General features: G+C 63.0%; 22 protein-coding genes and 2 pseudogenes. 14 read left to right on the top strand and 10 right to left on the bottom strand.

The window, feature by feature from the left end; translation table 11 throughout:
- Window positions 1–51: 51 nt before the first annotated feature.
- From OKW40_RS01425 to OKW40_RS01415, 3 genes are read right to left on the bottom strand one after another with little or no spacing between them, the layout of a single operon-like run.
- The gene (locus OKW40_RS01425) at window positions 52–1,515 is read right to left on the bottom strand and encodes an efflux transporter outer membrane subunit (RefSeq protein ID WP_429488459.1); all 1,464 of its coding nucleotides are present in this window, start codon (window positions 1,513–1,515) and stop codon (window positions 52–54) included.
- Between the two features lie 2 nt (window positions 1,516–1,517).
- On the bottom strand, window positions 1,518–4,691 hold the full coding sequence (locus OKW40_RS01420) for an efflux RND transporter permease subunit (RefSeq protein ID WP_429487802.1): 3,174 nt from the start codon (window positions 4,689–4,691) through the stop codon (window positions 1,518–1,520).
- Complete coding sequence (locus OKW40_RS01415) at window positions 4,688–5,776, bottom strand: efflux RND transporter periplasmic adaptor subunit (protein WP_184059261.1); 1,089 nt, start codon at window positions 5,774–5,776, stop codon at window positions 4,688–4,690. The genes OKW40_RS01420 and OKW40_RS01415 overlap by 4 nt, the downstream gene beginning before the upstream one ends.
- A gap of 503 nt (window positions 5,777–6,279) precedes the next feature.
- On the opposite strand from OKW40_RS01415, the gene OKW40_RS01410 reads away from it, so the two are divergent.
- The gene (locus tag OKW40_RS01410) at window positions 6,280–7,035 is read left to right on the top strand and encodes a TetR/AcrR family transcriptional regulator (RefSeq protein ID WP_429354785.1); all 756 of its coding nucleotides are present in this window, start codon (window positions 6,280–6,282) and stop codon (window positions 7,033–7,035) included.
- 118 nt (window positions 7,036–7,153) lie between these two features.
- Here the strand turns inward: OKW40_RS01410 and OKW40_RS01405 are convergent, their stop codons facing one another.
- Window positions 7,154–8,209 (bottom strand): AI-2E family transporter, encoded by a 1,056-nt coding sequence (locus tag OKW40_RS01405; protein ID WP_429488458.1) that lies wholly within the window; start codon window positions 8,207–8,209, stop codon window positions 7,154–7,156.
- Window positions 8,210–8,450: 241 nt separating this feature from the next.
- Between OKW40_RS01405 and OKW40_RS01400 the strand changes: the two genes are divergently transcribed.
- Window positions 8,451–8,795 carry a hypothetical protein gene (locus OKW40_RS01400; RefSeq protein WP_429487800.1) on the top strand — a complete coding sequence of 115 codons (345 nt, stop codon included), beginning with the start codon at window positions 8,451–8,453 and terminating at the stop codon, window positions 8,793–8,795.
- A 108-nt stretch (window positions 8,796–8,903) separates the two neighbouring features.
- On the opposite strand, the gene OKW40_RS01395 is transcribed toward OKW40_RS01400, so the two are convergent.
- Complete coding sequence (locus OKW40_RS01395) at window positions 8,904–9,086, bottom strand: hypothetical protein (RefSeq protein WP_090811799.1); 183 nt, start codon at window positions 9,084–9,086, stop codon at window positions 8,904–8,906.
- A gap of 512 nt (window positions 9,087–9,598) precedes the next feature.
- Here OKW40_RS01395 and OKW40_RS01390 point away from each other — a divergent pair.
- A complete protein-coding gene (locus tag OKW40_RS01390; protein WP_429487798.1) occupies window positions 9,599–9,955 on the top strand; it encodes a hypothetical protein in 357 nt (118 codons plus the stop codon).
- A gap of 58 nt (window positions 9,956–10,013) precedes the next feature.
- Window positions 10,014–10,244: a hypothetical protein gene (locus OKW40_RS01385; RefSeq protein WP_184059279.1), complete on the top strand. Its 231-nt coding sequence runs from the start codon at window positions 10,014–10,016 to the stop codon at window positions 10,242–10,244.
- 690 nt (window positions 10,245–10,934) lie between these two features.
- Here OKW40_RS01385 and OKW40_RS01380 read toward each other — a convergent pair.
- Window positions 10,935–13,226, bottom strand: a complete 2,292-nt coding sequence (locus tag OKW40_RS01380; RefSeq protein ID WP_429487796.1) for an FdhF/YdeP family oxidoreductase — start codon at window positions 13,224–13,226, stop codon at window positions 10,935–10,937.
- A 137-nt stretch (window positions 13,227–13,363) separates the two neighbouring features.
- On the opposite strand from OKW40_RS01380, the gene OKW40_RS01375 reads away from it, so the two are divergent.
- Both OKW40_RS01375 and OKW40_RS01370 read left to right on the top strand, forming a co-directional pair.
- Window positions 13,364–13,534, top strand: a complete 171-nt coding sequence (locus OKW40_RS01375) for a hypothetical protein (protein ID WP_429354789.1) — start codon at window positions 13,364–13,366, stop codon at window positions 13,532–13,534.
- A gap of 146 nt (window positions 13,535–13,680) precedes the next feature.
- Window positions 13,681–14,196, top strand: a complete 516-nt coding sequence (locus OKW40_RS01370; protein ID WP_184059265.1) for a hypothetical protein — start codon at window positions 13,681–13,683, stop codon at window positions 14,194–14,196.
- Between the two features lie 199 nt (window positions 14,197–14,395).
- On the opposite strand, the gene OKW40_RS01365 is transcribed toward OKW40_RS01370, so the two are convergent.
- A complete protein-coding gene (locus tag OKW40_RS01365) occupies window positions 14,396–15,259 on the bottom strand; it encodes an MBL fold metallo-hydrolase (RefSeq protein WP_429354790.1) in 864 nt (287 codons plus the stop codon).
- A 104-nt stretch (window positions 15,260–15,363) separates the two neighbouring features.
- A pseudogene (locus OKW40_RS01360) lies at window positions 15,364–15,962 on the bottom strand (nitric oxide dioxygenase); the annotation flags it as partial.
- Window positions 15,963–16,960: 998 nt separating this feature from the next.
- Between OKW40_RS01360 and OKW40_RS01355 the strand changes: the two are divergent.
- The 3 genes from OKW40_RS01355 (at window position 16,961) to OKW40_RS01345 (ending at window position 18,251) form a co-directional block, all read left to right on the top strand.
- Window positions 16,961–17,173, top strand: a complete 213-nt coding sequence (locus OKW40_RS01355; RefSeq protein ID WP_429487793.1) for a hypothetical protein — start codon at window positions 16,961–16,963, stop codon at window positions 17,171–17,173.
- Complete coding sequence (locus OKW40_RS01350) at window positions 17,160–17,585, top strand: hypothetical protein (RefSeq protein ID WP_429487791.1); 426 nt, start codon at window positions 17,160–17,162, stop codon at window positions 17,583–17,585. The genes OKW40_RS01355 and OKW40_RS01350 overlap by 14 nt, the downstream gene beginning before the upstream one ends.
- A gap of 66 nt (window positions 17,586–17,651) precedes the next feature.
- Window positions 17,652–18,251, top strand: a complete 600-nt coding sequence (locus tag OKW40_RS01345; protein ID WP_184023476.1) for a hemerythrin domain-containing protein — start codon at window positions 17,652–17,654, stop codon at window positions 18,249–18,251.
- 42 nt (window positions 18,252–18,293) lie between these two features.
- Here the strand turns inward: OKW40_RS01345 and OKW40_RS01340 are convergent, their stop codons facing one another.
- A complete protein-coding gene (locus OKW40_RS01340; RefSeq protein WP_429487789.1) occupies window positions 18,294–18,581 on the bottom strand; it encodes a hypothetical protein in 288 nt (95 codons plus the stop codon).
- Between OKW40_RS01340 and OKW40_RS01335 the strand changes: the two genes are divergently transcribed.
- Complete coding sequence (locus OKW40_RS01335) at window positions 18,580–18,870, top strand: hypothetical protein (protein WP_429487787.1); 291 nt, start codon at window positions 18,580–18,582, stop codon at window positions 18,868–18,870. The genes OKW40_RS01340 and OKW40_RS01335 overlap by 2 nt on opposite strands.
- Here the strand turns inward: OKW40_RS01335 and OKW40_RS01330 are convergent.
- The gene (locus tag OKW40_RS01330) at window positions 18,867–19,853 is read right to left on the bottom strand and encodes a hypothetical protein (RefSeq protein WP_184059269.1); all 987 of its coding nucleotides are present in this window, start codon (window positions 19,851–19,853) and stop codon (window positions 18,867–18,869) included. The genes OKW40_RS01335 and OKW40_RS01330 overlap by 4 nt on opposite strands.
- Before the next feature lie 348 nt (window positions 19,854–20,201).
- On the opposite strand from OKW40_RS01330, the gene OKW40_RS01325 reads away from it, so the two are divergent.
- From OKW40_RS01325 to OKW40_RS01310, 4 genes and pseudogenes are all read left to right on the top strand, one after another.
- Window positions 20,202–20,606: a DUF427 domain-containing protein gene (locus OKW40_RS01325; RefSeq protein ID WP_184059155.1), complete on the top strand. Its 405-nt coding sequence runs from the start codon at window positions 20,202–20,204 to the stop codon at window positions 20,604–20,606.
- A gap of 15 nt (window positions 20,607–20,621) precedes the next feature.
- Window positions 20,622–20,966 carry a hypothetical protein gene (locus tag OKW40_RS01320; RefSeq protein WP_429487786.1) on the top strand — a complete coding sequence of 115 codons (345 nt, stop codon included), beginning with the start codon at window positions 20,622–20,624 and terminating at the stop codon, window positions 20,964–20,966.
- A gap of 268 nt (window positions 20,967–21,234) precedes the next feature.
- On the top strand, window positions 21,235–22,905 hold the full coding sequence (locus OKW40_RS01315) for an alkaline phosphatase family protein (RefSeq protein WP_429487784.1): 1,671 nt from the start codon (window positions 21,235–21,237) through the stop codon (window positions 22,903–22,905).
- Between the two features lie 187 nt (window positions 22,906–23,092).
- Window positions 23,093–23,263 (top strand): annotated as a pseudogene (locus OKW40_RS01310) (MAPEG family protein); the annotation flags it as partial.
- Between the last annotated feature and the right edge of the window lie 45 nt (window positions 23,264–23,308).

The following is a 23,308-nucleotide window of genomic DNA, read 5'->3' as shown; positions in this document are numbered from 1 at the left end:
GAAGAGCGGCCTGATCGGCAGGTCGCTCTTCCCGTCTTCATCGACACGCGATCATTGCGACGACGCTGTTTGCGGCTGGCCCGGCGGCAGTTCGCCCATCGCCTGGAACAGTGCGACGGTATCGTTCATGCGCTGGCTTGCCGCGCGCACGGCGCCGATCTGTGCGTTGAGAAAGCGCTGCTCGCTGGCATGCTCCGCCGTTGACGGCAGCGAACCCATGCGGCGGCGCGACGCGGTATCGTCGAATCCCGCCTGCGCTGCCTGTGCCGCTGCTTCAGTCGACGCGAGTGTCTGTGCGTCGTTATCCAGCGCGGCAAGCGAATCCGCGACATTCTGGAACGCCGACAGAACGGTGGACTTGTAGTTCAGCACCGCCGCATCGTAAGCATCGATCGACGCCTTGCGGTGCGCGAACAGCGCGCCCCCATGGAAGATCGGTTGCGACAGGCTCGCACCAATGGCCCAGAGTCCGCCCGCTCCTGAGAGCACCGCCGGCCAGCTAAAGCCGCCGCGGCCCATCGAGGCCGTCAGCGACAGGCTCGGAAAGAGCTGCGCGGTCGCAGCGCCGACATCGGCGGCTGCGGCCTTCACGGCGGCGTCGGCTGCCTGTACGTCGGGACGCGAACGCAGCAGGTCCGACGGCACCACGACGGGCACGTGTTCGGGCAACGTCAGGCTGTCGAGGTCGGGAACGGCCGGGGCGTTGTCCGGCGTGCGGCCCATCAGCACCGCGAGCGCATGGATGGCTGTGGCGCGCTGCTGGCGTAACGCAGGAAGACTCGCCGCAGCCGAAGCCGCATCCTGCGTCGACGCAAGCGCCTGTGCACGCGAGACCGAGCCGAGTGCGTAGCGGTGCTGATCCTCGTCCGCGGCCGTCCTGGCCACGGCGACGAGCCGTTCGGTGAGCGCGATCTGGCGATCGAGTGCCGCCACGCTGATCGTCGTACCGACGATGTTTGCCGCCAGCGCGCGCCGCGCCGCCTCCAGTTGATACGCCTGTACGTCTACGCGAGCGGCGCTGGCCGCATTCGCCGAACGCGTCGCACCGAACAGGTCAAAGGTGTAGGACGCGAGAACCTGTCCGGCAAAAAAGTTATAGCGAACCTCGCTGGGGCCAATGCCGGGCACAAGCGGTGTACGCCCGCGATCGACCTGTGCGGCAGCATCGATTGAAGGCAGCGTCGATGCGCCGACCTGGGCGCGCAGTTCCTGCTGCGCGGCTGCGAGCGTCCGCTGTGCAGCCCCGAGCGTGGGGCTGTTGCGCAAGCCTTCCTCGACCAGTGCACTCAGCGCGTCCGACCGGTAAAGCTGCCACCATTGCGGAACGCCCACTGCGCCGATATCGAACTGCTGCGCCACGCCGCCCGCTGCGACGGTCTTCGCCGGCTGTGCCCCGGCACCGTAGTGTGCAGGCGAAGGCATCGCCGGGGGCGCGCCGTTCGGGCCGAACGTGCAGGCCGTCAGTGCGATGGCCACAGCCACGGCCATCACGGATGTCTTGTAGGCGAAGCTCATCATCAAACCTCCATCTGCTCGGCGACGACCGGTTGCGTTCCGCGCTCGTCGTGCCGGACCCTGAAGCACGCCGCGTACAGCGCGGGCAGGAAGAACACGGTCAGTACCGTCGCAATCGTGATACCGCCCATCAGTGCGGTCGCCATCGGACCGAAGAAGCCCGAGCGCAGCAGCGGAATCAGCGCGAGGACGGCGGCGGCGGCGGTCAGCATGATCGGCCTGAAACGCCTTATCGTTGCGCCGATAATCGCGTCGAAGCGCGGCTGCCCTGCCGCGATATCCTGATCGATCTGGTCGACCAGAATCACGGAGTTGCGCATGATGATGCCGAACATGGCAATCACGCCCAGCAGCGCGACGAAGCCGAAGGGCTTGCCGAACAGCAGCAGCGCGGCCACGACGCCAATCAGGCCGAGCGGCGCCGTCAGCACGACGATGAAGGTCCGCGCGAAGTTCTTGAGCTGGATCATCAACAACAGCAGCACGGCGATGATCATCAACGGCATTTCGGCATTGATCGACGTCTGGCCCTTCACGCTTTCTTCGACCGCGCCGCCCACCTGAATGCGATAGCCGACCGGCAGCCTGGCGGTTTCCGCCGCGAGCGCACGTTCGATGTCGTGGGTCACGTCGATGCCCTGCGCGTCGCCGCGCACGTCCGCCTGCACCGTGATGGTCGGCTGACGGTCGCGTTGCCAGATGACGCCGTACTCGAGCGTATTGCGCACGTGTCCGAGCGAACCGAGCGGCACCGGGCCGTTGGGAGTCGGAATCGCGAGACTGGTCAGCTGCGCCGGATTGACACGTTCGCTCTTGGGCGCGCGCAGATCGACGTTGATCAGCTTGTCGCGCTCGCGGTACTGCGTCACCGTGTAGCCCGATAGCGTCATCGCGAGGAAGTTCGACACGTCTTCCGACGTGACGCCAAGCTGGCGCGCGCGGTTCTGATCGATCTCGAACGAGATCGAGCGCTCCGCCGGCTCGTCCCAGTCGAACTGGACGTTGCGCGTGCGGGGATCGGCGCGGACCTTGTCCGACACCGTCTGCGCAATCGATCGGACGGTCGCGATATCGTCGCCGCTCACGCGGAACTTGATCGGGAAGCCGACCGGCGGACCATTCTCGAGCCGGGAGACGCGCGCCCGCACGCCGGAGAAATCCTTCTCGAGCTTGCCGTCGAGCCAACGCATCAGTTCCTCGCGGTTTTCCACGCTTTTTGCGGTAATCACGAACTGCGCGAAATTCGGCTGCTGCAACTGCTGGTCGAGCGTCAGGTAAAAACGCGGCGCGCCGGTGCCGACGAAGTCGACGAAGTGGTCGATCCCGGCTTTGCCGTCGAGCACCTTTTCCAGGCGCTTCGCTTCACGCAGCGTCGCTTCGAACGAGGCGCCTTCCGGCAATCGCAGATCGACCAGCAGTTCCGGCCGTTCCGAGTTCGGGAAGAACTGCTGCGGCACGCGCGTGAAGGCCAGCATGGAAATCGCGAAAAGCACGACGGTGATGCCGAGCACGACCCAGCGACGCTCGACGCACCACGCAACCCATCCCGACAGGCGCCGGTAGAAGCCGGTGTTGCCGATTTCATGCGGATCATGGTGCGCACCGCCGGGTTCAGGCTTGCGTTCCGGCAGCAGGTGATAACCCAGCAACGGCACCAGCACGACGGCCGCGAACCACGAAACGATCAGCGCGATGGCCGACACTTCGAAGATCGAACGCGTGTATTCGCCCGTGCTCGATTTGGCGAGCGCAATCGGCAGGAAGCCGCATACGGTGACGAGCGTGCCTGTGAGCATCGGGAATGCCGTGCTGGTATACGCGAACGCTGCCGAGCGCGCCCGGCTCCAGCCTTGCTCCAGCTTCACCGCCATCATTTCGACGGCGATGATCGCGTCGTCGACGAGCAGACCCAGCGCGAGCACGAGCGTACCGAGCGAAACCTTGTCCAACCCGATATTGAACATGTGCATGCAAAGCGCCGTCACCGCCAGCACGATCGGAATCGTGATCACGACGACCATGCCGGTGCGCAAGCCGAGCGAGACGAGGCTCACGACCAGCACGATCGCCACCGCTTCGCCAACCGATCTCACGAACTCATCCACCGAGTGCTTGACCGCGTGCGGCATGCTCGAAACCGCCGCGAGTTTCAGACCCGCCGGCAGCGTGGCCTGCAGTTCGGCGGCTTTTGCGTCGAGCGCCTTGCCGAGGTCGATCACGTCGCCGCCCTTTTGCATCGTCACGCCGATGCCGAGCACCGCCTGGCCGCCGACGCGCATCTGGGTCGCCGGCGGGTCGTCATAACCGCGTGTGATCTTCGCGATGTCGCCCAGCCGGAACGTGCGCTTGTTGATGGTGATCAGCATGTCGGAGAGCGCCTGCACATCCTTGAGCGCGCCGCTCGGCCGCACGAACACGCGGTCGTCCGCGGTCGTGATGGTGCCGACGGGCGCCACGGCATTCTGTGCGTCGATCGCCTGCGCGAGCTGTTGCGGCGTGATCGAAAGCCGCGTGAGCTGTGCATTCGATATCTCGACGAAGATGTGCTGATCGGGGTCGCCAAAATAGTCGACCTTCGCCACACCGGGTACGCGCAGCAGGACTGTGCGCAGCTTGTCAGCGTAGTCGTGCAGTTGCGCCGGCGAAAAGCCGTCGCCTTCAAGCGCATAGATGTTGGTGTAGACGTCACCGAATTCGTCGTTGAAAAACGGGCCGACGGTTCCCTTCGGCAGCGTCGCGGCAATGTCGCCGACCTTCTTGCGCACCTGATACCAGGTGTCCGGCACTTCCTTGACGGGCGCGGAGTCCTTCATGGCGAAGAAGATCATCGACTCGCCAGGCCGCGAGTAGCTCTTGATGTAGTCGATGTTCGGCGCGGCCTGTAGCTGGCGGCCGATCCGGTCCGTGATCTGTTCCTGCACCTCGCGCGCAGTCGCACCAGGCCAGTAGGTCTTGATCACCATCGTGCGGAAGGTGAACGGCGGATCTTCCGACTGCGCGAGTTGCGTATAGCCGATCACGCCGAAAAGCGTGGCGAGCCCGATCAGAAAGATCACGAGCTGCTGATGACGCAGCGCCCAGGCGGAAAGATTGAAGCTGCCTTCGCCAGATTTGTCTGCACCGGAAGACGGGACAGGCGCGCTCTCGCGCACGGGTTCTTGGTCACGGGAGTTCATGACGGGAAATCCTCCCGATGCAGGGGCGCCACCACCTGCACGTGCTGGCCCGTGCTAACGGCGTGTACGCCCTGCACCACGACGCGGTCGCCGTCGCGGAGGCCCGATGCGATGGAGACCGTGCGCTCGTCGTATCGCTGCACCGTCACAGGACGCAGCTCGAGTGTGTCGGTGCCGGTACGCACCACCCAGACAGCAGGTTTCTCGCCCTGATGAAAGAGCGCCGTCACCGGCACAGTGAACGGCTGTGCGCCCGACGCGTCACCGACGACATCGAACGCAACGGTGGCCGTCATGCCGAGGCGCACTGCAGGGCTGGGCGCGTTCAGGGTGAGCTTGACGCGCCAGGTGCGGCTTTGCGGATCAGCGCTAGGCGACACCTCGCGCACGCGGGCCTCGAAGGTCTTGCCGGGTAGCGCCGGCAGCGTTACGCGCGCCATGCTGCCGACTGTCAGCGAGCTCAGCGTGCGCTCGGGCGCGTCGCAGACGATGTCTACGTCGCCCGTCCAGTCGAGGTGATAGATGGATTGGGTTGCCTGAACGTTCTGGCCCGTGTCGGCGTCCTCCGAGGTAATCACGCCGTCGTGGTCCGCAGTCAGCGTCGCATAGCGCAGATTGTCCGAGGCGAGCGCCATCTGGGCGAGCGCCGAGTCGCGCTGCGCAACAGCGGATGCGTACGCGTCCTGCGTCTGTTCGAGCTGCGCCGGTGCAATCAGGTTTGCCTGCGCCTGCGCCTGATCGCGATCGAGCTGCTGCTTCGCGTAGACGAACCGGTGTTCGGCGGCATCGAGCTGCGCTCGCGCGTTGGCCAGGTTACTGCGCAGATCGGTCGGGTCGAGCAGCGCAACAACCTGCCCCGCCTTGACGGCGTCGCCGAGGCGAACGCGCCGTTCGATGATCTTGCCGCCCACTCTGAACGAAAGCGCCGTGGAGTAGCGCGCCTGCACCTGAGCCGGCAGCGACGCACTTGCCGTGCGCCCGTCAGCGTGGACGGCCAGGGCGACCACGGGCTTCGGCTCTGGAGCGGCGGCTTCGCGCTGGTGGCATGCCGCGAGCATGACCGCGCAGCAAGCCGCAAGCACCATGCGTGCGCACTGCGGAGATTGGACGAGGGAAGGTAAGAAGCGACGCGCAGGCGCCTGCGCGATAGGGCCGGAATGTTTCACGATGTTCACAAGACGGGTGATAACCCAGGTAAGAAAGTTTCCCGATGCCGTGCAAACCCGAGTGCCAGCAAGCACGGTTCGCTATCAGCGCGGACGCATAAAACAAGCTTCGTTGATACGTTAGTCCTACTTATCGACGTGCATGTCGGTACTTGCCATCTCGATGTGCCTCCACGCAACCAGTACGTGGGGCAGCGCCCGTTCATGCGTACCGCCCGGTGATCTGCTGGTCTGTCAGTTCCGGCCGAGGACTTGGGATCGACCGCTAACGGAATTTTTTCGCTCCGTCGGCATCGTTGGGTCCTTCGTACGTCCGGTTGTCGGCGGCTAGGATGAGATTAGACCCAATACTGAGCATATTGTCAACTATGACATAAAAATCTAGAATCCAGACATCGAATAACCACGACTACGGAGCCGACATGCCACAAGCCCCCAAACCGCGCGCGAGCCGCGGACGCTCTCTCAAGGCGCCAAGTGCGTCCCGCGACCCGATCAATCGAAGCTATCCGCGCGGTGCCCGTCGCAAACGCGAGACGCGCGCGCGCCTGCTCGACGCTGCGCTGAAACTGGTCGCGGCCAAGGGTTTGAGCTCCGTCACGATTAACGAAATCACCGAGGCAGCCGACGTCGGGTTCGGCTCCTTCTATAACCACTTCGAATCCAAGGAAGGCATCTTCACGGCGCTCATCGAATGGCTGTTCGAGGAATTTGCGGATACGCTCGATCGCCTCGCCGCGGGGTTGTCCGATCCAGCGGAAGTGATCGCCGTCTCAGTCCGTCACACGCTCCTGCGGGCCTACCGCGAGCCAGTTTGGGGGCAACTTCTCATTCGCGAAGGTTTGTCGTCGCGCCTGCTCAGCAGGGGTCTCGGCCTGCGCCTGCTGCGCGATAGCGAGAAGGGCATTTCAGAAAGGCGTTTTGTGATCGCGGACCGGTTCATGTCCGTTATCACCGTGATTGGCACGGTGCTCGCGGGAATTGCCGCCGAACTGCAACTGGCCATCTCGTCGAAGCGGACCGTTCGTGCGCGAAAGGTGCTTCGCTCGAAGGAGGAGAAGTTTGCCCAGCGAACCGCCGCCATTGTGTTGCAGGCGTTCGGTCTCACACGTGTAGAGGCCGAGCGGATCGCGCGACGTCCACTGCCCACCGTTCCCGATGCTCCGACCTTGCCGTGACAGTGCAACTAGCCCGGCGTTTCCGCGCCATCGCAGGTGCGGCCGCTCGGTGCGGTGTCGGGTTGGTGGGTAGGCGGGGCAGGTGCCCGGACATCGAATCGGGCGATCGCGATGCCGGTCAGCCCTGGTAAAGCGCACTCGCGAGATAGCGGTGGCGCAGTTCCCGCAATGCCGATGCGAGGATGGCGCTGACCGGCAACGCGAGCAGCACGCCGAAGAATCCGAACAGCCGCCCAAACGCCAGCAACGCAAAGATGACCGCGAGCGGATGAAGGCCGATGCGCTCGCCAACCAGTCTCGGCGTCAGCACAAAGCTTTCAAGAATCTGGCCGACGCCATACACCGCGACCACCACGGCGAGGCCATACCAGTCACCGAATTGCAGCAGCGCCGCGAGGAGCGCGAACGCGAGGCCGGTCGCAAAGCCGATGTAGGGAACGAATACCGCAAGCGCGCTAAACAGGCCGACGGGCACCGCCAGATCCAACCCTGCAATCGTCAGCACAGTCGGGTAGAACACCGCGAGCACCGCAATCACCAGCAGTTGCCCGCGCAGGTACTGCGACATCATGCAATCGATCTCTCCGACGAATTCCCGTGTCTTGCCGAGCCAGCGCCGCGGCACGAAGCTCGCCATGCGCGCGAACGCCTCGTGCCTGTCATAGAGCAGATAGAACAGGACGAGTGGCAGCAGCACCGCATTGCTCACGACATTGATCATCACGTTGCTGCTGGTGCGCAGGTACTGCCATACGGCAAGCATCGCGCCCTGCCCGTCCGCTTTGAGACGGGCCGCCAGCACCTCGCGGATATTCGTGACATCGAGCGAATAATCCAGTCCCAGAAAAGCCAGACGCGGCTTCAGCCATCCATCGAGTTTTGCGACGATAACTGGAATTTGCCTGATGAGTTCCGGCCCTTCCTTCTGGACAACTACGCACATGAGCAGCATGACGAGTGCGACGGACAGAGCAAACAAAGACATCATCACCAGCGCCGCAAGGCCGCGCGGAACGCGATGGCGTACCAGCCACTCCACGCCCGGCTGCAAAATGTATGCGACGAGCGCACCGAGCAGAAACGGCGTGAGAACGGCACGCAGGTTCCATAGCAACACGCCGGCCGCTAACGCAACGGCGCCCCAAAACAGAGATTGACGATGGTATACAGTCATAAGCGCCCCCACTGGGCGAGTGATCGAGTGGCTTTCGTCGTTGAGCCGAAGCATCGGCGGAAGTGTTTGTCTTAACCGCAGGAGCCGGCGATGCCGGGTCGCCGCGCGGCGCATCCGTCAGATCGGCGTCGCGCCGCTAGCCGCGCTGTGGGTACGCCTGTCGTCACCGTGCTGGCGCGACGGGTCTTGCGGCGTCGCCGGTTTGCTGGTGCCTGTCTGCGATTGGCCGCCGGGTTGCCCGGTGACTTCGATCCACAATGGACGCGCCATCGGATCGGGCGGCGACATCATTGCCGGTGCTGGCATCGCGGGAACGACAATCGCGATGACGCGCGGCGTGGGCATCACGGTCGTGGAACAACCGCAGACCGTCGCAACAAGCGGGAACGAGCACAGCAAGGCGAAAAAGAAGCGCGATCGGCGCGTCATTCCTGCCGCCGATGCAGCGAATCGTTCAGGTCTGGTTGAGCAGTCATGGGTGACATCTCCACGGTTGATTCAGCGTGCGCTGGCATTGCGGCGACTCGCCTACAGCAACTTCGCGGACGGGCCACTATGTGATAATATTATCACATTCGCTCGCTAAGTCAATATTGATTCCAAAGATCGAACCGCGCTGCATCCGCCATCGGCGGTACGCCGTGCGCTGCGCTGCCGGTCCGACTCCCGGCCAGTTCGCAGACGCGCAGCGGGCTCAGTGCGTCAGGACGCTCGGGTGCGCGGCGAGGCGCTCGACCTCGAGTAGCGCCTGACCAAGCACATCGATAGCTCCATTCGTGGTGGAGGCCGTAGCAGCGCTGCGCAACGCGTGCTGAACGATGTCGTGAATGACGTCCGTGTTCGATGAACCGGCGTGGAGCGTAAGTTGGTGTGCCATAAGTATTCCTGCGTAAAAACGAAGCCTGTTTCGTGTGGACGCAGTATAAGCAAAGCGCGCCGCCATTCGACGCGCGCAATTATGAGTTGCGAGATCTTCAATACACGGTTTGCGTGAATCGCGAATCGCTGACATAAGAACAGCAAGCGGACGTATTCCGATACCCACGTAGCGTCTTGTCGACGAACGGCGATGGAAGCGCGCATGCTCGACGGCTGATCTCGTTTGTGTAACGACCAGCGGATACAGTCGAAGCGAATTGCTGCGTGTCATTCAGACAGTCCGCACCGCCCTTGCCTCCGGACACACTAAAGAAGCACACACTGCTTCAGCGCAATCGGCTACAAGCTTGCAGCGACGGCAACTATCCGTTGCCCCGTAGATGCTTGTAAGCCGACCGTAAATGACTAGACTGGCACCAACGAACTGGCAAACAGCACTCATGCCTCGCCAGACCGTTGTTCCCCAAACACCGCGTCTCCTGAATCCGACGCTCGATATTGAGTCTGATCATGCCAAAGTCGAAGACCTTCATCCCCGTCCCTGTTGTCGCGTCGATCTTGTCCTTCTCGACCGCCGCATTCGCTAGCAGCAGCGGTCCCCAAACCTATGAGCAAGCGGCTGTGCAACCGGTTCAGCGTCAAACGGTCGGCTACCATGACCACACGGGCGCCAATACACAACATGCAATGGACTTTCAGGCGGTGTTAGCCCGCGTGGAAGCCCAGCGGCAAGCGTTCAACAACTACGGCGGGGTGACTAGTTCGTCGGCTTTCCTCCCGTCAGACAACGTAGCGTCGGGTAGCCCCGTCGACTTCAGTACCGCAACAGCGTCCTGGCGTTACAAGGCAACCTTGGCCGCGCGTTGATACGGCTCGCGGCTGCTATTCGCGTCAAAACCAAGACAACCAACTGTAGAGAATTGAAATGAAAAAGACCTTCCTTGTACTGTTCGCCTTCCTTACCAGCACATCCGTGCTTGCGCAAAGCAATCTGCCGCAGCAATTGCCGTCGCAGCAGCCAGCGTCCGCCGGGCAACCGTCCACGAAGCAGCTTTCACAGGGTGGACCGCAGCTTCCGCAACCTCCACAGCTTCCACAGATTCCGCAACTTCCGACACAAGCGTCGACGCAAGTCCCGACCCAGCTTTCGAAATAACCCCGTATGGCTGCGCAACCCGCGCAGCCATACCTGGGAGACCGGCGATTGTCGCGGCTACCCGGATTCTGTTCATCGCCGTGGGCGCATGTGATGCACGACGGCGTTTGCCGGCGATTCGTTCATGACGTCGGCAAATCGCTGGCCGCGAGACCCTGGTTGGTTGAGCAATAGACTGCTCTCAACCCTTCCTCAGCAATTCGATGAGGCGCGCGCACAGGTCGCGGACATCACGCATGGACTGCGTGTCGCGTGCGAGGGCTGCCGACGCGATGAAACGGACGATGCCGGGTTGCCGGCAAATCGAACCACAGCCCGGAGGCAGCGATGGAATGCCATGAGCGCTTCTGGAGAAACGCTGTCCCCGAAATCCGTAGGGGACGTCGCAGTATCCGAACACTATGTGGCGTCGTGCGCTGTTCTTCAATGCCGGGTAACGGACATCACGGATAGCGCTGCGCGCGCCACAGCCGGTGCGAAACTTTAGGCTCTCGTCCTTTGCCAGCTTGCTGGTTCGGCTCTGTACGCAACTCATGCATTACCAACACCCTGCGCGCCCGTTAAGGGCCCCTGGCCCGACTATGATGGAGATGGGCACGCGCTTATCATGCCCTTCACGCGCTGCCCGGGTGTAATTCAGCGGCCGGCACAGGTAACGATGCCGGCCTCTTTGTATCCACGAAGCACTGATCACCGCGTGGCCGCCAGTACGCGCACCGGAATCGACTTCGCGCCCGGCACCTTGCTCTCTTTCGCGTAGTGCCATAGCGGCAGCAGCGGATTGCATTCCGAGTAATAGCCGCCGATGCATCCCTGCGGCACGTCGAACGGCACGACGGTCAGTCCGTCGACGTGCCGCTCGACGCCGTCGTCCGCGATCGTCTCGAGGCAGATGCGGTCGCCGTGCGCGAGTCCGCGCTTCTCCATATCGGCCCGATTCATCAGAATCACCATGCGCGAACCCTTGATGCCTCTGAAGCGGTCGTCGAGGCCATAGATGGTCGTGTTGAACTGGCTGTCGCTGCGCAAGGTCATCAACCGCAGCGAATCGGGCTCACGCGCGGGCATGTCCGGATCTTCGCCGATCGAAGTCGGCACCATGAATTCGGCCTTGCCGCTTTTGGTCTTCCACTTGCGCTCCCGCGCCGGCAGCGGCCGGATCACGCCGCCGGGTGTCCACATGCGCGCCTCGAAATCACCGAATATCTCGGGCCATGTCTTCGACATCTCCAGACGCACGCGCGAATAGTCGTCGCGCCATGCATCCCAGTCGACGCTCGAGCGCTCGCCGAGCGTCGCCTTCGCGATGCCCGCGACGATGAACGGCTCCGATCGGATCGTCGGCGCGGCCGGTTCGGCCATGCCACGCGAGCCATGAAAGTGCGCCGTGCTGTCTTCCATCGACACCGCCTGCGCGCCGCCCGCCTGCCGGTCGATCTCGATGCGGCTCAGACACGGCAGCAGATACGAGCGCTGGCCGTGCACCAGGTGGCTGCGATTGAGCTTGGTCGCCACGTTGACGGTCAACCCGAGCGCGGCCCACGCCGGTTCGGTGCGCACCCGGTCGGGCACCGAGCGCACGAGGTTGCCGCCGAGGTTGATCATCGCGTTGACCTTGCCGTCGAGCATCGCCTCGAAGGCCTCGACGATGTTCATGCCTTTCTCGCGCGGCGGCTCGAACGAAAACTGTCTGGCCAATTGATCGAGCGGCGCGAGCTCCGGCTTTTCGGTAATGCCGACCGTGCGCTGCCCCTGCACGTTCGAATGCCCGCGCACCGGCGACGGCCCCGCGCCCGGCTTGCCGATATTGCCGCGCAGCAGCAGCAGATTGCACAGCATGCGCACGTTCTGCACGCCCATCCGATGCTGCGTGAGACCCATGCCGTAATGGATGATCACCGCGTTTGCCTTCATGTACTCGTCGGCGGCTGCCTGGAGCGCGTCGCGCGGCAATCCGCTCACTCGCTCGATGTCGTCCCAGTTCGCGTCGCGCGCGTACTGAGCGAATTGCTCGTAGCCGTTCGTATGCTCGCGGATGAAATCGACGTCGACGACGCGCGCATCGCCCGTGCTCACCGCGCGATCGTCCGCTTCGATGACGAGCTTGCAGATGCCGAGGATCGCGGCGGTATCGCCACCCGTCTTCACCTGGTGGTATTGCGTGCTGATCTGCGTATCGCTGGGTGTGAGCATCTCCAACGCTGACTGCGGGTTTGCGAAATGCAGCAGCCCCGGCTCGCGTAGCGGATTGAACGTGATGATCGGCACGCCGCGTTTGCGCGCGTCCTGCAACTGATGCAGCATGCGCGGGCTATTGGTGCCGACGTTCTGGCCGAAGAAAAACATCAGGTCGGTCTTCTCGAAGTCGTCGAGCGAGACTGTACCGACGCCCACGCCAATCGCTTCCTTGAGGCCGACGCTGGTGCTTTCGTGGCACATGTTCGAGCTGTCGGGCAGATTGTTGGTGCCGTACATGCGCGCGAAAAGCTGCAGCATGTACGAGGTTTCCAGCGAAGCGCGGCCCGACGTGTAGAACACCACGCTGGCCGGGTCCAGCGTGCGCAGCTCGGCGCCGATCGCATCGAATGCTTGCTGCCACGGCACCGGCACGTAGCGGTCGGTAGCCGGGTCGTAGCGCAGCGGCTCGGTCAACCGCCCCGCTTCCTCGAGATCGTGGTCGTGCCATTTGGCGAGCTCGCTGACCGTGTGGACCTCGAAGAAATCGGGCGTTACACGTTTGGCCGTCAGATCCCACGCGGTCGCTTTCGCACCGCTTTCGCAAAACTCGAACGTATGCGGATCGGCCGGCTTCGCCCACGAGCAGCTGACACACATGAAACCGTCGGGCTTATTCTGATGCATCAGAACCTGGCTATCCTTCAGCGGTGCTTTTTCCTGCAGCAGGATTGTCGCCACCGCCTTGACCGACCCCCATCCGCCCGACGCGTAGGGATACGCGTCGCTTTTGTCTTCCTTGTTCATGAGTCCACCCGTTTGGCCATAAATGTCACGTCATGACGTATTAGCACATCGCGTTCCCGGCTGCGGCGCCGCGTCGCGGTACGATGTTTGCTGCGTCGCAGGCTGACTCGCCGTGCCGCAAGCCAACCGCCAACTTCATGACCGACACCTCCATCCCGCGCGACACGTCCGACCGTCTGAACGCGATGCGCAGTACGTTGCGCGAAGTGTTCGGGATCAGCCGGCTGCGCCCGGGCCAACGGGACATCATCCGCAGCGTCATTGCGGGCGCGTTCCCGGCAACGCATCGAACTCGTCGTCGTCGATGAAGCGCACTACGTATCGCAGTGGGACCACGATTTTCGGCCGGCATTCCTGCGCATCGTCCGCGCGGAACGCGCCAAGCTGCTCCTCGCGCGTACCGCTGTCCGCGATCATGGGGCGTGCGTTTGCGCGCCCGAACCGGAGCCCTGCCATGAAAACGCTCGAGTACAAAATCGGTTCTCCGTGGTATCAGGCCACCCGTGCGACGCTACGCCGAGCCGTCCCATCGGGGCTGTTGGCCGGCTGCATGTCGGCGGCAACAGCCGCGGCGGCATCCACGGACGCATCGGGCAGCCCGCTCGCGCCGATCAATGCCGTCACCCACTGCCTGTGGCCGCAACGCGCGCTGCGTGAACGCGGCTTCAGCATCCGGCATACGGTGACCGGCTTCGCGATCCATCAGGCAGCCGCGATCTTCTGGGCAATGATGTTCGAGCAACTGGTTGACCGGATGGCCGGCCCCGACCCGTCGCGACGGCCCGGCGCGACCGCGGTGGCCGCGGCCACGACCGTGGCGAGCGCGTATGTGGTCGACTACAAGGTGGTGCCCAACAGGCTTACCCCTGGATTCGAGGCGCACCTGTCGTGCCGCTCGCTCGGGAACGTCTACGTGGCGCTCGGCGCGGGCCTGCTCGCGGCCGCGCTGCTGCGGCGGCCGGATCGATGAAATGCGCTCGCGCAAAAAAGAGCCACCAGCCTTCAACCGGCATGGTCGCCGCAAGCGCATTTGAGAACGATGTCCCCTGGAATCCAAACGGAGGACAAAGGCAGTATAGGAAACGCGCCCCACCGCGCACGGTGCCTCGGCCAGGCGCAAGACGTGAGCGATCCGCGAAGCACCGGGGGCGCGCGCAAGCCTGCGAGCATCACACCATCTGCTCCGCCGGCACCGCCACCGAACGTCCCGCGAGCCGCTCGAATTCGTCGACGTCGTGGCTGCAAAAAATCGTCAACGCGGGGCTCGCCCGCTTCGCCAGATCACGCAGGCGGCGCTGGTTGTACAGTCGCGCCGCGCGATCCTTTTCGAGCATCCACTGATAGAAGCGCAAACCGGGTGCGCAATGCGGGCGCACCGGGTCGAGCTCGCCGCTGTCGAAATAGGCGTCGCCCGCGAGCAGCAACCAGCCGCCATCGCCGTGTACCGCGACGCCCGCGTGACCATAGGTATGGCCTCGCAACGGCACGAGCGCGATCTCGCTCGCGAGTTCTTCGATGGGATGGACCTTGGCGAAGCCCTCCCAACGCTCGGTGTACTGCGGCGAATGCACGCGCCACATGTTCTGATACGACCACTGCTGCGGCCTGAAGCGCTGCCGGTCCAGCCACGTCTTCTGCTGCGCCGCGTATTGGCGCTCGCTCGCGAGCATGTGCACCGTCGCGTGCGGAAAGTCGTCGAGCCCGCCCGCATGGTCGGAATCGAGGTGCGTCATCACGATATGGCGCACGTCGGCCGGGTCGAAACCGAGCCGCTCGATCTGCCTGATCGCCGTCATTTCATTTCGGAACTCAGGCTTCAGCAGCCTCAGGAAGAATTTGCCGAGGCGCGAATAGGGATCGGCGACATCGCGCAAACCGAAACCGGTATCGACGAGCACGAGCCCCGCCGGACTTTCGACGAGCAGACAATGGCAGGTCAGATGCCCGCGGCGGATCAGCGAATCGGGGTGGCCGTTGAACAGCTTGCCGCACAGCGGGCAAGTCGAAATGCAGTTCAGATGGTGCACTTTCATGCCGCACTCCCGGTCACGGTGACTGCATTCCTGCTTGTCGCTTCCGCGGCAGCCGTCGCGCGGCACGACCGTATGCGTCATTCAGCGAACAGTTCCAGTCCGAATACCTCGACGTGATCGTGCAGCAGCGACGACACATAGCCCGGCGGCCGCCCGGCCTCGCCGCTCTCGCGCTTGACCGAAATTCGATAGCTATGGCCGTTCGGCACGTCGGACAAGCTGTATTGCCGGATTTGCTGCAGGCCGAGCGCGGGCACATCGACCGCGATGCCGATGTACTGGCCCGGCTCGAAGTTCGCGACCGGCTGTTCGTCCTTCGGTTCGAGAATGAACGACGTGATGACGCTGCTCTCGGGCCGCTTCTCCTTGACGACGAACGTGCGCCATCCGGTCCAGCCGCCTGGCTGCGATGCGCGCGTTTCGCGCAATTCGGATTCCATGCCCATCAGCACGTCCGTGAGATTGCCGTATGCCTGCGCCCACGCGGGGATGTCGTCGGTCGCGGCGTCACCGAGCACGTCCTTGATCGCGCCAGGCAAATGTTCGCCGACGATCGGATAGTGCTCCGCTTTCACGTCGAGGCTCGCGTGCTTGTTGGCGCCTCGAAGTGCCGTCTGCAGAAAAGTTGAATGATCGTATAGCCGTGCGCGGCCAGAACCGGGGCCGTGGCCTTGACGATGTCCTTGGTTTTCCGCGTGAGCATTTCTTTCCTCCTGCAATAGGACGACTGGTTGCCTCGCTCGTGCTCGTAAATGGTGGGGTGGAATTGTCCGATCGCGCATACCCCTTCAAGCGTATCCAAGCGACCATGCTCCTCCAACCGATGCTCGCTGTCCACAAGCTGAAGGCCATGGACACGCCCGAGCAAACGCGCGCGCCGCGACACGTCCAACATCGGTCGTCCGATTGCAGACGAACGTGGGCCGGTCAGGAAACGTGCCGTGCGCGCCGACACGCGCTGGGAGCGTTTCCGTCAAGGTCCGAAAAACGTGTTGCAGAATTTGCCGGCCACATTGCACGTCTGTTGACCCGAAGGCTGCACATTGGTGCGCTCGGCCGACGTCGCGCACCCGCCCATCATGGCGACGGCAAATGTCATCACGAGCGTTCCGCGCAGCGCTGCCGCGCGCCGATTCTTCGCTGCGTGAGTCGCGTTGCGATCACCATCGCAACGCGCGGATGCGCCGCGCTTGCGTGCATCGGTAGCGCACGAGCCATGTCCGACATCAGGCATTTCGCTCTCCCTCGCGATAGTCACCACGTTCATCGTGCCACGCACAAAGGGATTTCCAACGAGGGTACCCGAGCGCCGGCGCGATCACCACACCGCCTTTTGCTATTTTGATCCAGATCAGAACTTGACCGGCTAACCGACGACGGCGCGAACTTCATTTGCACACGCTGTCATCACGACGTCACACCAACAGTCGAGCGTAGAAGCAATCCGGCGCGTCGGTTCGTCGAATGTGGGTCCCGCAAACTGCGGCGCGAGAGTGGACGGGGCTGTCCACAATGCGGCTGTCTCCGACAACTCACTGCGATGTACTTTTTTTTTTGCAAATGCGAGCATGCTGAATCCGGCGTTTTCGGACATGTCATCAAGCCAGTATGACTTACTGTGAACGACGAGTAAGCTGGAGATAACAAAACGGGGAGAGAACCTGTGAAAGCCGCGCGTAATCACAACGACGTCACAGGAAATTGACGCACGTCAGCGCGATTGTCCAGCGCCTCGAACAACTCGTTCAATGCGACCGCGTCGACTGGCAGGGCACGGGAATTGCGACGCCGGCTTACTGGCGCGCGCGCATCGAGGCCAACGCCGAACTGCCGCCGGCGCTGCAGCCGCAAGCGCGGCTCGCTACGCTCGAAGCACGGAGCCAGCGCCGCTCGAGCGCGCATGGCGGCAATTAGCGCCGCGCCCGTCGCGCATGATCATCGCGCACCGGCACGATCACACACTCACGCGACGAAGGACATGATGATGAGGCGGACCTACGAATACCACGGGTTCACGATCGAGGTGACCGTCGAGGCGGATTTCACGTTGCGCCCCGCCGGGCGCGCGGCGGTACGCACACGCTACGCGGCGGTGGTTCACATCTATCAGGCGGGCGCTGCGGTCGCAACGTTCTCGCCGCTGCGCGTCGACATTGGAGGCAGCCGGCCGTTCGACACCGAGGCCGATGCGTTGATGGGCGGATATAGCGCGGCGCGGCGAATCGTCGACGACCTGTTCGCCCGTGCGGCGGATGCCGCGGACTCCGCGTTGAGCGCCCTCACGAGCAGCAACGCACTCCGCTCGCGGCAGCCGGCACCGCGTTGATCGATTGCTGGGCAGCGGGAATGGCGCATGCGGTATCCGCCGGCACCCTTTCCCTGGAGAAACGCCATGTCCAATGACGCCTCATCGCTGTCGCCGTCGATTACGTCGATGATCCGCCTCGACCATATGCACGTGCTCGCCGCTTCGCACCGATACCACGCGTCCACGCCGTGGTGGCGCAAACGCGCGATCGTCAACGGCGTGTGCGACGCGCTCGATATCCACGCGCAGCTCGAGGAGGAAATTTTCTACCCGGCGCTCGACCGCGCGCTCGGCAATGACGAGGCACTGAGAAAAAGCCGTCCCGAGCACGACGAGATGCGCGCAACGATCGCGAAGCTGCGCGGGATGGGCCCCGAAAACGCCGCCTACGACGGGCTCTTTTATCAACTGATCCGCGAAGTCGCTCATCATGTCGCCGACGAGGAAACCATCCTGCTGCCCGACGCCGAGCGCGTGCTGAAGAACGAACTGCAGTCGCTCGGCGCCGCGATGACGCGCCGCCGGATGCAGTTGCTCGGAGAGCGCCCGATGGACATTGCGGTGAATGCCGCGGGCACGTTTCCGATCGCCACGCTGCTGCTGGGATCGACTGTATTGCTCGCGTTGCGGCATTGGCTGCCGAGGTCGCGTCGCGCGGCACAGACGCGGCGTCAATGGAACTAGCACACACTACTGACACCACGGGGCGCCGCCCGCGATCGCGCATCAACGATTAGGGCGCGATGCACCCGGCGTGCGCCCGCGCCGCTGTTTCGTCTTCGCCGGTTCACCCGGCTCGACGAGCCCGGCCGCAACGCGGCGCGCGGTTTCGGCCGCGATGTCGAGCGCGTCGTCCCATGACACGTGGCCGCACGTCCCGCGTCGCTCGAAGATCGTGTGATGCTTGCCGCCACGCTCCGTCACGACCACGACCCACTGGAAAGCGCCTTCCGAATCCCGGATGACGGTCCAGCTTACGAGGAAGTCGGCAATCTCTATCTTCTGCAGGCGCATGTCCGGCTCGCTGTCGATCCGCTTCGTCGACCGGCTCTGTCCGAATGTACGCATGGCACGAGGTGCTTCGTTTTGGCCCTTCGTTCAGGGCCTGGTTCTGCTACAACGTGCCCGGCAGATTGCCGCCGGCATCGGGCTGTTTCGGTTCGTCGTTCATCACGACTCCCTTGATCGATTCATGTCTGGGCCGAGCAAGCGCTATACCGCACGGCCGAGCGAGAACCAGAAGCATTGGATCGCGCGCATGGGTTCGAGCCTCGTTGCTGGACCGGCAAGCTGGCCCGGCTAGAAACTCATCGCGAATCCGAACGACACCCCGTGCACGTTGCGACCGAACACATAGCGCACCATCGCCCGCGTACGGGTGACGATGACGGGATACCTGCTGCTGTCGAGTTCGAGGCCGACTCCCAGCGACGTGAGGTCGTTGAAACCCAGCACGCCGGCACTATCGCCGAAATAATGCGAGTAAGCGGCTTCCAGCACATAGCGGACCGGCCGGTCCAGCGCGTGCCAGCCGGTGGGCGCGCGCCAGCGCGTCCATAGGCTCACCTGCTGCGCCATGGCCGAGCCCTGAACGGCCTCCGACGAACCGCCGAAGCTGCGCAGGTAAATATCGGTTGCCCGCAGTTCGGCGTCGATTTCGTAGTTTTCGCGGTAATGCTCGTAGTCGAGCATCAGGGAGCCACCATAGCCGTAGGCGTTCAGCGAGCCGTTTTCGAGGAACTGCAGGTTGCTGTCGGTGACACGATTGAAGAGGGTCTGCCCTACCTTCAGGTCACTCGAGACACGCCCAATCGTGCCGTTCAAGATCGGACGGAATACCAGTTCGTCCGTGATGCGGAAATCCCACCCCAGGCCGACCGTGCCACTGAAGGTGTTCCACTTCGTCGGCACCGCACGCTGCTGGGCGCCATCCGTGGCAATGAAGATCGGATCGTAGCGGCTGTAGGCGAGCGTGCCCTCCATGTACAACGGAAACGACCTGCTGAGGGTGAAGCCGCCGCCAAATTGCGTCTGCCCAAAGCCGGGATTACCCGTCAGGCCGTTGTTGACCGACAGGTTACTGGTCGTAACGTCCGGGACTGTCGTGTAGGTCATGATCGCGAGCACAGCGTCTGCGTGCTGCTTTACATTGCCGCCAATCACGGTATTGCTCGACAATTGCCTCGGCGCGACCTGTGCGTGCGAAGGGCAGGACAACAGGTTCAAGGTTAGAGCGGCACACGCCCCAAATGCGCGAAGTGACCAACACTTCCGAAGCGCCGGCATAGTCAAACAACCTCGCCATTTGTCGACGAGATTGCAGGCTCACTTGCAGGGTCATACACGGCATATCCAACGAGCATGACGCGCTCCTGTCAGTCGGCTGATCGTGTTCGTCTTCCGCGAAGTCGCCATCCCGTTGCACAAAAGCACGCGCACGCAACTGATGCAATTCCGACGGGCATTGCGCCGCTCACAGCACCTGGAAGGTCTGCGTTAGTATGTGATAGAAATACCTGAAAGGAAGTAGTACGGCAATACGGGCGATCTTCAGTCGCTTGCGTGGCGTTCGGCGACGAACATCGCCGTCGACGCACGAAACCTCGCAGCCCCACTTTCGCAGGGAGCCTCGTTATGTCCACTCATTCGGTCCCGAACGACAAACCCGTCAAGATCCCCGGCCCGGATCATCCAATCATGATCGAGCACCACCACGCGCGCGTGATCGTCATGGCAGGCGGTCACGTGATTGCCGATACGCACGACGCATTGACGCTGCTCGAAGCCCGCTATCTGGCCGTGCTGTACATCCCGCGCAAGGACGTCGACATGACCCGGCTCGAACGCACGGCGCACGCCACTTATTGTCCGTACAAGGGCGAATGCGCATACTTCTCGATTCCTTCGGCCGGCGAGCGCGGCACCAACGCGGTGTGGACCTACGAGCACCCATACGACGCTGTCGCGCCGATCCGCGAGCACCTTGCGTTCTATCCCGACCGCGTAGATTCCATCACGCAGGAGCCGGCCGCGCACTAGGCAAACGCGCGCGTCATGCCGCGTGCGGGCGCGGCGATCGCGGCGACCGGCATGGCGCGAGCGGCACGGACGGCGGCGCCGCCGCGCGGCGGCCGCTGCTCGCACCAATACTGCACGTTCGTGATGGCGCTCGGCCCCGACAGCGGTTCGCAAGGCCTGCTTGAACTCGGCGCGTACGGTTCGACGATGGAAGGTCCACTGCCCCACGTAAACCCGTCGCCTTTGCAATACGTTAAGCCCGGCATGCCACAAGGAGACCTCGACGAGTTTTGCTCGACGCTGCCGCCGCTTTATAGTCAATCGATCAAGGTCAGGCCGGTGCAGGTGACGGATCAGACCTTGATTCATTCACTGGGATGACGCCTGGCGATATTCGACTACCGACCGGCGAAACGGCAGGGGTCTGCAATAGCCCGTGCCATTTTTATGCTTGTCGACCCGCGAAAAATCACGCGCGGAATCGAATCAGGTTCACAGCGCATGCGCGTCGAATGGATCACCCCAAGCTTAACAAGACCTTAACACCTCAGTATTGCCAAATATTAATTTCAGGTCACGCAAATGACTTTTTTACGGTTCAAATTCGTCCCGCACTACCCAAATTCGTTGTCAAACAAAAGGACGAGACATGAAACCGATCACGAAATGGAAGCGTAAGCAAAGCGCAATGTGCGCCGCCGTCGCACTACTCGCCGGGTTGTACTCGGCAGTCGCAACAGCCGGCGACGATCACGATCACGATCGCGATCGCGCGTCCGTCAAGCATGTGCTGCTGATCAGCTTCGACGGTCTGCATGAGCAGGACGTCGCGCGTTGCATCGGCGCGAATACGTGCCCTAACCTGGCGCTGCTCGCGAAGTCAGGCACCACCTATACGAACGCGCATACACCGGGACTGTCGGATTCGTTTCCGGGCCTCGCCGCGCTCGTGACCGGCGGCTCGCCGAAGTCCGCGGGGCTGTTCTACGACGTCTCCTACGACCGCACGCTCTATGCGCCTTCCGATACCCATTGCACGGGCCCGACCGGCTGGAATGTCGTCTTCGATGAAACGACCGGCATCGACGGCGAGAACGGCGGCGCGCTGATCCATCTCGACGGCGGCGGCGCGTTCAATCCGCAGGCGATTCCGCATGCGCTCGTCAATGGCGTCTGTACGCCCGTCTATCCGCACAACTATCTGAAGACCAACACGGTTTTCGAAGTGATCAAGGGCAACGTCAACGGCGCGCGCACCGCGTGGGCGGACAAGCACGCGTGGGGCTACGACTGGCTCAACGGACCGTCGGGCGCGGGCGTCGACGACCTTTCGCGTACCGAAATAAATTCGATCGATCCAGATACCAATACCTACTACCTCGACACGTACACGCACACGGAGAAGTTCGACAACTACCACGTGCAATCGCTGATCCATGAAATCGATGGCCAGGATTCGACAGGTCAAAAGAACGTCGCGGTGCCGACCGTGTTCGGCGCCAACTTCCAGACGCTGAGCGTCGCGCAGAAGGCCACGGTCGCGTCGGGCGGCGGCTATCTGGATGCGAGCTTCACGCCGGGTCCGCAAGTCGCCGGCGCGATCGCGTATATCGACGACGCGTTGGGACGCGTCGTGTCCGAACTGAAGCAACGCAATCTCTATTCGTCGACGGCGATCATCGTGACCGCGAAGCATGGCCAGTCGCCGACCGATCATTCGAAGCTCGTGAAGAACGGCGATACGCTGACCAAGTTGCTCGAAGCCGACAACTACCTGGATTCGGGCGGCAATTTCGGGCAGGCCGCTACGAAGAGCGGCAACCTCAACGACGGCACCGGACTTGTCGGCACGGGTTTCGTGCAGACCGACGACGTCGGCCTGATCTGGCTGCGCGATCAAAGCCAGGTGTCTTCGGTCGTGAAGACGCTGAAAGCCAATCTGAGCTGCAACGCACCCAGCATTTGCGCGGACGGCCCTCAGGCGTACATCCTGTCCGGCCCGCAACTGGCTAACCGGTTCGGCGACCCGTCGCGCGGCCGTACGCCCGACATCATCGTTCAACCGAACCCGGGCGTCATCTATACGTCGAGCACGTCCAAGGACGAAGAGCATGGCGGCAACGCGCCCGACGACAGCCATCTCGGCCTCGTGATGTACGTGCCTCACACGCATCACGCCGGGCAGGTCAATGACGAGCCGGTGCTGACCACGCAGGTCGCGCCGACGATCTTGCGTCTGCTCGATCTGAAGCCTGAGCTGCTGCATTCGGTCGCGATTGAAGGAACGCGTGCGCTGCCGGAATTCGATCACAAAGACTAAGCATGGCCGTAGTCCACGTATTTGAGTAGTAAGCTGCGCCGCGATCGGTGTTGGAACGATCGCGGCGCCGTCGTTTTTGCGGGGTCCAGCCGCGCGGACCTCGCGTGCCGGCCCGTGCGAGAATGGGGGCCGCCTGATTCTCGCCAAACAGGCGTGCGTCGATTGCCTGACAAGGAGCCGCATTGCCATGAACAACATTGCTCTCGGATGCGTAGCGGTGTTGGGGCTGCTGTTATTCGGCCTCGGCTTGTCTGTATCGATGACGCGTGTTCGCGAACGCACCAATGCGGGCTGCGCCGACGATCCGGCCAACCTGCTGCACAAGCTGGTTCGAGCGCATGGCAATACCGCGGAATGGTGACTTCCCGCGCCAGCCCAAAAGAAAATAAGCCCCACAGTCACC

The sequence above is a fragment of the Paraburkholderia sp. RAU6.4a genome (assembly GCF_050435625.1).
GTDB lineage: Bacteria > Pseudomonadota > Gammaproteobacteria > Burkholderiales > Burkholderiaceae > Paraburkholderia > Paraburkholderia tuberum.
This window is presented reverse-complemented; position numbering and strand designations above follow the sequence as displayed.